The sequence below is a fragment of the Fictibacillus sp. KU28468 genome, from assembly GCF_026153615.1.
Lineage (GTDB): Bacteria > Bacillota > Bacilli > Bacillales > Fictibacillaceae > Fictibacillus_C > Fictibacillus_C marinisediminis.
On record NZ_CP110666.1, the window covers coordinates 539,007 to 551,441 of the forward strand.

At 36.9% G+C, this 12,435-nt stretch carries 16 protein-coding genes; all 16 read left to right on the top strand.

Annotation, left to right across the window (positions count from 1 at the left end; translation table 11 throughout):
* The first annotated feature begins 8 nt into the window (after positions 1-8).
* The 16 genes from OKX00_RS02740 (at position 9) to OKX00_RS02815 (ending at position 12,426) form a co-directional block, all read left to right on the top strand.
* Positions 9-656 carry a bifunctional 2-keto-4-hydroxyglutarate aldolase/2-keto-3-deoxy-6-phosphogluconate aldolase gene (locus OKX00_RS02740; protein ID WP_265409320.1) on the top strand — a complete coding sequence of 216 codons (648 nt, stop codon included), beginning with the start codon at positions 9-11 and terminating at the stop codon, positions 654-656.
* An 82-nt stretch (positions 657-738) separates the two neighbouring features.
* Positions 739-1,740 carry a LacI family DNA-binding transcriptional regulator gene (locus OKX00_RS02745; protein WP_265409321.1) on the top strand — a complete coding sequence of 334 codons (1,002 nt, stop codon included), beginning with the start codon at positions 739-741 and terminating at the stop codon, positions 1,738-1,740.
* 22 nt (positions 1,741-1,762) lie between these two features.
* The gene (locus OKX00_RS02750) at positions 1,763-2,521 is read left to right on the top strand and encodes a sugar phosphate isomerase/epimerase family protein (RefSeq protein WP_265409322.1); all 759 of its coding nucleotides are present in this window, start codon (positions 1,763-1,765) and stop codon (positions 2,519-2,521) included.
* A 38-nt stretch (positions 2,522-2,559) separates the two neighbouring features.
* Positions 2,560-3,849 (top strand): MFS transporter, encoded by a 1,290-nt coding sequence (locus OKX00_RS02755; RefSeq protein WP_265409323.1) that lies wholly within the window; start codon positions 2,560-2,562, stop codon positions 3,847-3,849.
* A complete protein-coding gene (gene hxlA, locus OKX00_RS02760) occupies positions 3,846-4,487 on the top strand; it encodes a 3-hexulose-6-phosphate synthase (RefSeq protein WP_265409324.1) in 642 nt (213 codons plus the stop codon). The genes OKX00_RS02755 and hxlA overlap by 4 nt, the downstream gene beginning before the upstream one ends.
* On the top strand, positions 4,480-5,028 hold the full coding sequence (hxlB, locus tag OKX00_RS02765; RefSeq protein ID WP_091002495.1) for a 6-phospho-3-hexuloisomerase: 549 nt from the start codon (positions 4,480-4,482) through the stop codon (positions 5,026-5,028). Before hxlA ends, hxlB begins: the two co-directional genes overlap by 8 nt.
* A gap of 506 nt (positions 5,029-5,534) precedes the next feature.
* Positions 5,535-5,801, top strand: coding sequence for a hypothetical protein (locus OKX00_RS02770; RefSeq protein WP_265409325.1), 267 nt, complete (start codon positions 5,535-5,537; stop codon positions 5,799-5,801).
* A 208-nt stretch (positions 5,802-6,009) separates the two neighbouring features.
* On the top strand, positions 6,010-6,516 hold the full coding sequence (locus tag OKX00_RS02775) for a hypothetical protein (RefSeq protein WP_265409326.1): 507 nt from the start codon (positions 6,010-6,012) through the stop codon (positions 6,514-6,516).
* Positions 6,517-6,694: 178 nt separating this feature from the next.
* Entirely contained in the window at positions 6,695-7,012 is a 318-nt protein-coding gene (locus tag OKX00_RS02780) for a hypothetical protein (protein WP_265409327.1), read from the top strand.
* A gap of 159 nt (positions 7,013-7,171) precedes the next feature.
* Entirely contained in the window at positions 7,172-7,348 is a 177-nt protein-coding gene (locus tag OKX00_RS02785; protein ID WP_265409328.1) for a DUF5659 domain-containing protein, read from the top strand.
* Between the two features lie 23 nt (positions 7,349-7,371).
* On the top strand, positions 7,372-9,153 hold the full coding sequence (locus OKX00_RS02790; RefSeq protein ID WP_265409329.1) for a DEAD/DEAH box helicase family protein: 1,782 nt from the start codon (positions 7,372-7,374) through the stop codon (positions 9,151-9,153).
* Between the two features lie 95 nt (positions 9,154-9,248).
* A complete protein-coding gene (locus OKX00_RS02795) occupies positions 9,249-9,449 on the top strand; it encodes a peptide ABC transporter substrate-binding protein (protein WP_265409330.1) in 201 nt (66 codons plus the stop codon).
* A 360-nt stretch (positions 9,450-9,809) separates the two neighbouring features.
* On the top strand, positions 9,810-10,859 hold the full coding sequence (locus OKX00_RS02800; protein ID WP_265409331.1) for a short-chain dehydrogenase: 1,050 nt from the start codon (positions 9,810-9,812) through the stop codon (positions 10,857-10,859).
* 343 nt (positions 10,860-11,202) lie between these two features.
* On the top strand, positions 11,203-11,490 hold the full coding sequence (locus tag OKX00_RS02805; RefSeq protein WP_265409332.1) for a peptidase M23: 288 nt from the start codon (positions 11,203-11,205) through the stop codon (positions 11,488-11,490).
* A gap of 130 nt (positions 11,491-11,620) precedes the next feature.
* Positions 11,621-12,166, top strand: a complete 546-nt coding sequence (locus OKX00_RS02810) for a P27 family phage terminase small subunit (RefSeq protein ID WP_265409333.1) — start codon at positions 11,621-11,623, stop codon at positions 12,164-12,166.
* Positions 12,163-12,426 carry a hypothetical protein gene (locus tag OKX00_RS02815; protein ID WP_265409334.1) on the top strand — a complete coding sequence of 88 codons (264 nt, stop codon included), beginning with the start codon at positions 12,163-12,165 and terminating at the stop codon, positions 12,424-12,426. The genes OKX00_RS02810 and OKX00_RS02815 overlap by 4 nt, the downstream gene beginning before the upstream one ends.
* Positions 12,427-12,435 lie beyond the last annotated feature (9 nt).

Genomic DNA, 12,435 nt, shown 5'->3' on the forward strand with positions numbered 1-12,435 from the left:
GAGAAAAGATGCTGCCAAAATACTCAGTTTTTCAGAAGCTGATGGAATCACAGGTCGTTGCAGTCATCCGCGGCAAAGATAGCCATGAAGCTGTACAAGTGTCTAAAGCGGCCATCGAGGGAGGAATTAGGGCTATTGAGCTTACCTATACGACCCCTCAAGTAGAAGAAGTATTTAAGGAACTAAGACAGTTGAATGTTCTATTGGGAGCAGGCTCTGTCATGGATTCAGAAACAGCTCGCCATGCCATTCTCTCGGGAGCTCAGTTTATTGTCAGTTCCCATTTCGTGAAAGAAATTGCAGCACTCTGTAACCGGTACAGTGTTCCATATCTGCCAGGCTGCATGAACATTGGAGATATGGCAAAGGCGCTTGAAGCTGGGTGTGACGTGCTAAAGCTGTTTCCGGCCAATGCTTTTGATCCTTCTTTTATCCGCTCGGTTAATGGTCCTCTGCCGAATGTGCGCATCATGCCGACCGGTGGAATCTCGCTGAACAACATGAATGAATGGCTCGATGCAGGAGCAGTTGCTGTCGGGGTTGGAAGCGACCTGACCAAAGCCTACCAAAAGGGCGGCTATGAAGAAGCTGTGTCGTTAAGCAGGAAGTATATCCATACATTGAATCAATCCCCGGAGGTGGCGGCTGATCGCTGAGGCCCCTCTAAATCCCCGATTGTAAAGCACTTTCAAGTGTCTTATAATGTTTGGATTGAATGAATAAGACGGGGATGATGACATGAAAAACATTACGATAGCTGATGTAGCCAAACATGCGGGAGTATCAAAAAGCACCGTATCTCAATTCTTAAATAACAGATTTGATTATATGAGTGAAAAAACAAAAAGAAAAATTGAAGCAACCATTGAAGAATTAAACTATCAGCCTAATATTGTAGCGCGAAGTTTAAAGCAAAAAGCAACGTTCACTGTCGGAGTAGTAGTTGCCAATATTCTTCACACCTTTTCCACGCAAATTATAAGGGCAATGGAAGATGCGTTTCACGAACAAGGCTATCAGATCATCGTGTGCAATGCAGACGACGAGCCGGAAAAAGAAAAGAAGTATATTGAGATGCTTCTGGCCAAGCAAGTGGATGGAATCATGATTTTCCCGACAGGAAGCAATCTTGATCTGTATGAACGTATGAAACAAATGCAATTTCCGGTTGTGTTTGTTGACAGGACAATCAGGGATATGAATATTGCCACGGTTATGCTTGATAACCATATGGCAGCAAAACTGGCTGTTGATCAATTTGTGAAAAATGGCCGCAAGCGAATCGCGCTGGTTACCACATCGATTATTCGCAACATCAGTCCGCGAGTTGAACGGCTTGAGGGGTATAGGAATGCTTTGAATGCCCACGGCTTTCCGGTAAAAGAAGAGTATGTGAAGAGTGCAGCTGCCGATCAGCTGCCGGCGGTACTGGAGGAAATGTTTAACCTTCCTGCACCCCCGGACGCGATCTTGGCCGGAAATGATATTGTCCTCAATGAAGTGCTGAGATTTATGAAGGAGCGGAACTTTAGCATCCCGGACGACGCAGCAGTGATTGGCATTGATGAAGTGCCGTTCGCAAGCTTTTTTACGCCTCCTATTACAACAGTAGCGCAGCCAGCGGTTGAAATGGCTGAAAAAGCCGTTGACCTGCTGCTGAGCCAGATCAAAAACAAAGACGAGCGGGATTTAGGGGTCTTTCGCTATAAGCCAAGTCTTATCGAAAGAGATTCAGACTGATACCTAGGGTAAGGGGGAGTATATGCAGAATATCTTTATTACATTAAATTCGTTTCAGGCAGAAGAAGTCTTAGAGAAGGGACAGGAGCATTTTCTTCCTCAGATAACTCATGCAGGGGCACAAGGTGCGGAGATCAGAAGAGAACTTTTTACTGGCGATTCGTTCTCTTTGCAAGAACTTCGCACCCAATTGGAGGAGTATCATTTAACCTCCGTTTATTCGGCACCTGTTGAATTATTTAATGAGTCAGGATCGTTAGATAAAGAGGCGGCTGCATTGACTATTATGGAAGCGATTACAATCGGTGCTTCCATTGTGAAATTCTCACTCGGCCATTACAACATGCAAACATCAAGCGTAATGGAGTTAAAAGTATGGCTTGCTTCATTAAAAATAGAGAATCTCGATTTGCAAATTACGATTGAAAATGATCAGACGGCACATGGCGGTTCCATTAAAAAAATCCACCATTTCCTTAAGGAATCAAAGACACTGCAGGTTCCTGTAAAAATGACATTTGATATTGGGAATTGGGCGTTTACAGGGGAAGACGTTTTGTCTGCCGCAAAAGTACTATCTGAATATGTAGTCTATCTGCATTTTAAATACGTAGACCAACGGAATGATAGACTTGTAACCTTGCCATTGCCCAAGGATGATGCTTCGGAATGGAGGAACCTCATTCGGTATTTTTCAACTGATATTCCGAGAGCCATTGAGTTTCCTTTAACGGATGGTGATGAAGCGTTAATTTATACTTCTCTTCTTGCTGAAGCGTGAGGAGCTCAACAAAAAATGACGATAAGGGAGTGTTTCCAATGATGAAGAATAGTGATCCATTAGCAAGCAGAAAGCGCTGGATGATCTTAATTCCAATCGCTTTTATTACCTATAGCTTAGCGTATCTTGATCGTGCGAACTATGGTTTTGGTGTTGCAGGTGGAATGGGTGAAGATTTAAATATTACGACCTCTGTTTCATCCCTCCTGGCTTCCTTATTCTTTTTAGGTTATTTCTTTTTTCAGATTCCCGGAGCGATCTATGCTGAAAAGAAAAGTGCAAAGAAGCTCGTCTTCTGGTCATTGATTCTTTGGGGAGGTCTTGCAACAGCTACTGGTTTTGCAACCCATGTCACCTGGCTTTATCCTATCCGTTTCTTTCTGGGGGTTGTTGAAAGCGCTGTTATGCCGGCGATGCTCGTCTTTTTAAGCGGCTGGTTCTTAAAGGCTGAGCGTTCTCGTGCCAACACATTTCTAATTTTAGGAAACCCGGTTACGGTTTTATGGATGTCTATTTTATCCGGTTATTTGTTAAAAGCGTTCGATTGGCGTACAATGTTTATTTTTGAAGGGGCTCCTGCCATTCTATGGGCGTTTATCTGGTGGAAACTTGTGAATGACCGTCCTAAGGAAGCGAAATGGCTGACGGCTGAGCAGAAAAAGAACCTGGAAACTGAGCTTCAAAAAGAACAAACAGGGATGAAACCTGTGAAAAATTACCTTGAAGCCTTTAAAACAAAGAAAGTCATTTATCTTTCTCTTCAATATTTCTTCTGGAGCATTGGTGTTTATGGTTTTGTGATGTGGCTTCCTTCCATTATTTCAAAAGCGTCCAAAATGGACATCGTGGCCACAGGCTGGCTTTCAGCTGCCCCTTATGTTCTTGCGGTAATTGGAATGCTGCTCGTTTCCTATTACTCTGATAAAACCCTCAATCGTAAAAGCTTTGTATGGGTTTCACTGCTGATCGGTGCCCTCGCATTTTATGGTTCCTATGCAGTAGGCACGTCAAACTTCTGGGTATCATTTGGTCTCTTAGTGATCGCTGGCGGGGCAATGTATGCACCATATGGGCCGTTCTTTGCCATCATTCCAGAGATTCTGCCGCGAAACGTTGCGGGAGGAGCCATGGCCTTGATCAATAGCATGGGTGCTTTAGGATCATTTGTAGGCAGTTATTTTGTAGGCTACCTGAACGGAGCGACGGGCGGACCAAGCGCATCCTATATCTTTATGGCAGGTTCCCTTGTGCTATCGGTCATCTTTACGTTGCTTGTGAAAATCAACAATGAGCATAGCGTTCAAAAAATGGAGGCTCAGTCCCTGTGAATATTCAACTTGCTCTGGATCGGTTATCGATTGAAGAAGCTTTGTCCATCGCTGAAAAAGTGGAGCCGTATATCGACTGGATTGAGGTAGGCACTTCGTTGATTAAAGAATTCGGTATGGAAAGTGTACGGAATTTAAAGGAAGCTTTTCCTCATAAAACGATCGTGGCAGACAGTAAGACGTTTGATAATGCCGTTTATGAATTTGAGCTTTGTTTTGCAGCAGGTGCCGATGTGGCAACGGTGCTCGGAACAGCCCCTCTTGTCTCTATTGAAGCCTGTATGGAGACGGCTAAGAGACATGGCAAACAGGTCATGATTGATCTGCTTAACACATCAGAGGAACAAGTAAAGATGTGCAGTCAATTGGAGGATGCTATCCTTTGTACACATGTAAGTAAAGATCAGCAGGAAAGCGGAGAAGATCAAGGCCGTTTGCATGTCCCGTCTTTTTCTGGCCAGCAAGTAAATACAGCGGTCGCCGGCGGGATTTCGATTGATTCCTTTTCTGACACAGCAAAATATGATCCTCACGTTGTCATTATCGGGTCTGGCATCACAAAGGCTGAGGATCCAGCACTTGCTGCTAAAACCTTTTATGAGATGGCAAAACAGCATAAGGAGAATGCTCATGAATGATTTGAACAGCATATTGCTTGAGATACAAGGTGTGTTGAACCAGGTTGAGCCCAATCTCGTAGAGTCTGTTTCGGAGCAGATAGGATTGGGGGAACGTATTTTTGTAACAGGTGAGGGCAGATCAGGATTTATGGCGAAATCTTTCGCTATGAGATTAATGCATTTAGGCGCATCCGTTTTCGTGGTGGGGGAGACGATTACTCCGGCTTTGGAATCGGGTGATGTGGTTGTAGCAGTGTCCGGATCAGGAACAACCAAAAGTGTTGTGAATACGGCTGAAAAGGCAAGAGAGCTTGGATGCCCGGTCATTGCCATTACAACAAAAACGGATTCTGAATTAGCTGGGCATGCAACCCTTGTGGCGTACCTTCCTGCAGCTACAAAGTACAGAGGAGATAACGAAGCAGCAAGCATTCAGCCTTTGGGTTCTCTTTTCGATCAATGTGTACACGTTTTTTGCGACGCGGTTTGCTTGAGCTATGGAGCAAGGCAAACAGAAGATAATGAATCGGCTTTTATGCGTCATAGTAATTTGGAATAGTGCTGATTAAAACTAAATCGATTTAGTGAGTGTTTTGAACCTCGAAGTCTTGGTGACTTCGGGGTTCTTTTTTGTAAGGAGGGATTATTGCTTGTGTGGGGAAGTCTGAATTTTCAGACCAAATCAATTAGTTGCCAGTTAGGCTCAATTCCGTCCTCAAACCGCTCCAGATTCAGCTGAAATTTTCCAAAAAAACGGTATAGGACAAATTTGGTGCCGGGGAGACTGAAAATAAAGGAGGCGATGTTAATGAACACATTCGAAGTCATCTCGTTAATGTAATGTAACTTGGTGAAATACGAAATTATCTTTAAATTCAATTAATTATAGGTCATTTGTATGATATAATGGTAATAATTTCAAATCAATACAGATGAGGTGTAAATTTGTCTAAAGATGTACTTGAAACTAAAGAAATGCAAGATTTATTATCTTAAAAAACGAAGAATGCCATTTCTAATAATTTTAGAACTTCTGTAACTCCATAAACGGTAAGGAGGAATCATGTGTCATTCTTTAAAAAGCTATTTTCAGGTAGAAAGAAATGTTTAGCTTATACTGCCACTGGCAAGGAAATTTATTTCGCGGCTGTTAATGTATTAAAAAACAACAATGTTGCTTATAGAGTAAAAAGGCTGTCTAATCACAGTTCTACGCCAGGCAGAGATTTTGTGGCACATGATTATAAGACACCAGCTATGTATGAATTTTATGTTAAGGAAGAAGATCACTCTAAGGCACAACATTTATTAACCAAGCTAAAATTAAAGTAGAAGTAATTGATGATATATTAGAAGATAATAAATATAAATTTGAAGAGATCGTTTGGAAAGTAAAAAAAGTTATGATATAAAGGCTCACAAAGGGTCTTTTTTGTTTTAATTTAACTGAATATTCAGATAAAAACTATTTACAGTATCTACTCCATTAGATTAATATACATATGTACCGAATATATGGAAAAAAATGGAGGTAATTAAAATGAAGCAAGTACAATTAATTAATGTAAAAACACAAGAGGTCAATGCTTTCCCAATTCGTAAATCGGTAGCAGAATACATTCAGTCATTGAACATCACTGATAACTCAATTAAAACAATTGAAGGAAAACTTGCAAAGGCAATTAATAAAGATGATGTCATCTATGACACTTTCAAAGCTTTGGAAATTATGGATGAAATTAAAACTGAAGCAGTTGAGGAACAACCAAAGAAACGTGTTAAAGGCAAAACTCTAATTACCTATAAGAATGGTCATGAATATAACACCTTCCCTTCCATTAAGGCCTGTGCCACTCACTTTAAAGAATTGTTAGAATTAAAGTCAATGCCTTTCACACCGATTATGAAGTCTGTTCGTCAAGGTGTGGATTGGAACGAGTACTCTTTCAAATTTGAAAATGAGGATGACCTTCATATAGCAAAGAAAAAGAACGATACAGTTACTAAGAAAAATGAGGATAAGAATGTAGAGGAACAAGGTGCGTAAAGCCTTGTTTCTTTTTTTTTGTCCTTTTTTTAGTTTAACCAATCAACCGGCCCATTGTTTTTTGAAAGAAAATGAACAAAAACCTGTATGTTCATTTTAGAGTTTAGTTTACACTTCCAAAATTCGTATATATAATCTCAACGTTAAATTTAAAAAACACCTAAAAGGAGAAATTAATATGTCAAAAAAAACCAAAGAAGTCCTTCACAATGAAATTCTATCCCTCGAGTGTCAAATTCATGATATGCACAAGACGATTCAAAAACTAACTCTTAAAAAAGAATATTGGTTTGCAAAAGCTGAACGTTATCGTTGTCTTTACAATAAAGAGAAAAGTTCTTCTAACCCCTTTGATACAAATGGTGGTACTTTCAAGGAATATTGCGATAAAGAACTTTTAGATGCAGAAAAAATTGAGAAAAGTACTTTAATTGCTATAGAAAATTTTTATAGCAATGAAGCGAAAGAAGAACTTCTGATGAAATGTTTAGCCTGAAAAATTATGAGCTCCTAACGGGGCTCATATTTCTATATTTATCATAAGTTTTTAAACTTTTTTTGAATTTACGGTAAATGTTGGTTTACCATTTCTCTCTGGATGGACATATATTATGCCAGTATTTATAAACAATTATCACAAATGGAGGAGTTATTTATGGACTATCCTGTTTTTTCTATAGATGTAGCAAACTATCTCATGCTGAAAGGATTTAAGATGAAACGTGTTAAACCTAACAAACAATCACCAGGATTTTTAATGTTCTACTTTGAACAGCATAAATCTATTGAAACTGCTGTTCAATCATTCAAAAAGCAAGATTACAAAAACTAATATTTTACAAAGGGGATTTACAAATGTTACTAACAGAAAAACAATTAAAAGAAATGCAGTTTGACAAGTTCTACGCAATCTATCGAGAACCAGGTGCCGGAAAAACTTTTACAGCAAAAAACTTAATCCTGCCTTATTGTAAGGAGCAAGGGTGGAAAGTTTTGTTTTTAACTCACAGAAACACATTAAAAGCACAGGTTAAATATGATATTGGTGGTTTTATGGATGAAAACCCTAATACCGTTACTATTATGAACTATCAAGCTATAGAGAGTCTTGTGAGGAAACTAGATGTTGAAGCAATAAGAAAATACTTTGATTATCAATTTATAATTTGTGATGAAGCTCACTATTTTGTTTCTGATGCTTGGAACAAACAAAGTCATCTGTCTCTAGCGTTTTTACGCTATAGTAATGCCATTAAATTGTTCTTAACAGGTACTCCAAAACCACTAGCTTGTTTAAACAAAGTATTAAATGTTCAAATTTTTGATACACCGAACAGATCGATTCACAATTTAAACCAGTTGTTGTTCTTCAAAAACATTGAAACTTTTGACAAGTATTTTAACCCATTGTTAAAGGAAAAAAGCAACAAAGCTTTAATGTTTTACGGTAACGGTTTTCATGCTTGGAATGACGTAGAGAACAAATTTAATAACGGAGCTTTTATATGTTCTAAAACACACGACTTGAACCACAATTCTAATAATGAAGAATTAGATAGCATTATTGAAAAAATTAAATTTAATTCTCAAATCCTTTGTACAACTTCGGTTCTTGAAGCAGGAATTAACATTGAAGATGAAGATGTAAAGTTAGTGGCTTCTATAAGACCATATAGTGTTCATAGTATAGTCCAACAATTTGCTCGAATTCGTAAAACTAAGGTAATTGGTGCAGTTGTTGAACCACATTATCAAGCGATCACAAATTGGAAAACTGGAGCCGAGGCCGAGTTAGAACTTATCAATCATATATCAAAAAGCTACAGTGTTTCTGATTACATGAAAATTAACCGATTGAACTTTAACAGTGATGATTGTCCAGCTTGGATAACTGCAAAAATTGATTTTAACGGAGCTTTTGTAACAATCTCTTTTCAAATAAATGAAGTTTATGTTATGAAACTGAAAGATATGATTTGGCAGTGTGATTTCATAATGGAGCATGGATATCTAAAACTATTAAGTCAATACTACGAGGATGTTGAAGTAATTGATGTAAGCGCACAACTTAAAAGACAGAAATTAATTGAGTATCTTGAATCCTTAACTAACGTGAAAATGTTTGATGAGGAGCAAGAAATTTTTATTAAAACACTTAAAGACAACCATAAAATTAGGCGAAGTCAGGGTAGAGAAGTTAGAAAACCGAAAGAAATTAATAAAATTCTTGAACAAATTAATATAAGCTATAAGATTGTGCAAAAACGTATCAGGGTTAATGGCAAACAAGTTACCATTTGGATTATTGAAAGTGTGCACAAATCGGATGGTGTTGTATATATACAACCATGTCCGAAAACTGCACAGAAGGATATTATTGAAGAACTACAAATTAATGAAATTGAGGTTGAGGAAATGGAAGTTGTAGACATGGTATTAAAATTAGAAGAAGATCCGTTTACTGGGCAAACAATCGTCTTTAATGAGCAAACTCAGAAGTGGGAAAATTATAAAGATGATGAATGGGTTAACGGTAAAAAAATTGAGGGGAATATTATCATTATTCCAGATGTTCCACCAACTAAAAGTATTAGAAAGCCTTTGGCATTTGAGGAATTGTTTAGTTCGGCAATTTAATTTCAGTATTTGGTAAATATTGGTTTACCGGTGGGTCATAAAAGGACATATATACTGTAAGGTTAATATTCAAAACATTTGGAGGTTAAGGTATTATGGAATATTTAACAAAACGGCAAAAGGAAGTATTATGGAAAAAAGAGTTTGTTGTTAGGCTTAGAGATGTTGAAGGACTAACATTTGAACAAATTGATAAAAAACTTAATGAGGAGTTAAAAAAACAAAATCTTAAAGAAATTAGTAACCATTATTCTAAAGTTACTTATAACAATTTGAAAAGAGGAAACAAGGTGTGATTAATCCTTGAGCTTTAGTTAATACAAACAAATATCATATAACGAATCAAAACTCTTGGTAAACTCCTAAGAGTTTATTTTTATGCCAATTTAGTGTATGAAGGTTATTGCTAGATTAATGTTTATTTATCCTTTATTACATCCTCATACACTTGTATACATGAGTTTAAGGGAGAGAGTGGAAATTGGAACGATTAAAAATTAAACAAATGGTTGGTTCGAGGAGTATGAGTGTGGCAACGATCTTTATGCTTTGGTTGTGGTTATTTTATTAGACAATTTGAAATGTAAATCTAAGGATTCGCGAGATAAATCGCGAGTCCTTTTCTTTTGAAAGAATACAATTAAGGAGCAACAGATATGAAAAACATAATGCGAGAATTTGAGTTAAGCTATGCCAAAGGTACTGATAATAGAATTAAAGAGGTAAATGAAAAAATAACCGTCCATGGCCTGGCTGACAGTTTCGAAAAAGCAAACAGTCTTAAGGTAACAAACGATACTGTGACAACCAAAGAAGTACATTTAAAACTTGAAGGTTTAGCGGATTACATTTTAGAAAGTGAGAACCTTACAACAAAGAAAAATGAATATAACATTCTGGATGCTAAACGGCTGAAGGATATTGAAATAAATGAGCAAGGCTTACCTTCATACAAAAGTGATGATGAAGAAACAAGTGCTAAAGCTGAAGGTGAGTTAACTAATGCGATAGTTAATAAAGAAAGGCTAATCAAGCACCAAGATACAGTTTATAAACTGCTGCAAGGTGATTATGAATTAATCAATGACGGTGCTTCTGTATTTGATTTATGGTGCTATCAAACACTCCGATGTGAAGAGTCTAGAAGGCTCGTTAAGGATGTTTTTGGACTAATCCAATATTACCTATCACAATTGAAAAATACTCGAAATATGAGGAAACAACAGGTTAATAGAAAGAAGATAAAGGAATTGCTCTTTGGAGATATATACTCAATTGTTCAGTCTTATACAAAACTTGATCCAGTTCAGAAACGAAATGGTATCAAAACTAATAAGAAACAATCAATTGAACTCGGAGAGGATTGCTCATTTGGTAATAAGCATTATGATATTTTTAGAGCACTTACTACGGATAAAAGTTCTATCACAAAAATAAATACTGAGTTGGATAACATTATTGATTTAGAGATGGTTATAGATTATGCAATGAATGATAATGAACTTCCAAAAAAATTGCAGTTAACAGAATCTAACATTGAGATGATCGAAATACTCCAAGAACATTATTGCGGAGACTTGTTCGAGTGTTTAAAATCTGATGTTAACCTTTCTTATAATGGTAGTAAAAAACGGTTTGAGAAATTGATTCAAAAACTAGTTTTAGTCAATGATTATGTTTATGAAAATTTCTTACTTAGTGAATAGTATTTTGGTTCAAATTCGGAGAGAAAATCTCCAATATATTATGTAACGATGTTTGAGCACATTGTTGCGTTTTTCAATCATAGCTTTAATTTTACCCACTACTCATCTTCCGCACATGGGTAGTGATACATAGCTTTAACTTACTCGCATTCGTTAAGGCAATATGTCAACGTACACAGAACGTTGCTCCTTTTGATTTTCAAGTGTGTTGCCTCCTTTTGCACACAGCTACTCGTTTAGTGGTTTTACGGGTAGCACTACTTATTCGTTCCATTAACAATTATGTTGATGGAGCATTTTCTTTTAGCTCAAATACATATCAGATAGTAAAGGTGGTGGAACAGTGATTTATGAGGTGCTGAATAAAACTAATAAACAATTGGCTCAAATAGATGAACTTATATTAATGAATGTTAACACTGTATTGAGATTGATCGATATGCAGCTGCAACAACTCAGTGAGGTTGAAGAACAGACCGAAGATGTCGAAGTATTAAGACAGTTAGACCAACAAGTACAACAGTTAAAAGACAATAGAATAATGTTTGTTTTAATGACAAAGTATGCAATGACTAATAAATTAACTGTTCAAGAAAAAAATATTTTATTAAGCAAAGTAAAGAGAGTCTAAGCAAACATATCCCCGTATAGTCCTGGAAAAAAGGATGCATGGTCACAGGTATAACTTGTCCACGTACGCTCTCTCTCTTCTTATCTTTTGGGTTAGTAGTTTAGAGAATTTTGTAAAGGAGGTCTGAAAATTGTCAAGAAAACCAGTACCAATTCATTTAAGAAAAGGAAATAAAACAGGTCTTACGAAAGATGAAAAAACAAATGCTCAAGAACAAGAAATAGCAATGGCAAAGTGTAAAGAAGCTCTTGATAATCCATCAGTACTTTACGAAATGGATTCTCGAACTCAACAGTATTATTTCTTCATTTTGCAATGGCTAAAGGATGCTGGATTATATTCAGTATTATCAAGCATAGATGCAATATCTTTATTTATGATGGCTGATTCTCTCAAAATGATTGATGAGTGTAACAAAGAAATTGAGAGATATGGGATGTTTATTGATACTGCTGTCGGTTCTACAAAGAAACCAAATCCAGCGCTAAACGAGAAAAGACAATCTTTAAAAACATTCTATTCGATTGCATCTGAATTTGGATTAACTCCTTCAAGTAGAGCGGCGCTTGCACAGAGTGCAAATGAATCAGTCTTTATTGATACTATTAATTTAGATGGATTATCAAATGGTTTAAATCAATTTTTTGAATCAGCAGAGGAGGATATTCAACTTTGAGAACAATGCCCACTTTCAATGAAAATGATATAACCCTAGGTATTGATAATATGCAGATTTGGCTCGTATTGTTTGGTCTTGAATTGTTACTTCTTAAAGGTGATAGACGATTTTTTGCTGATCAAGAAGAACTCCAAAATAATGTAAAGTACATTGTTGATTATCTTAATGCGTTTGGTAAAAATGCTCTATTTGAAAACAGGTGGACTAAACACTATGCAAAAAAATATCTAACTTTATTATCAAAACTATCAATGTAGGAGGTGAAC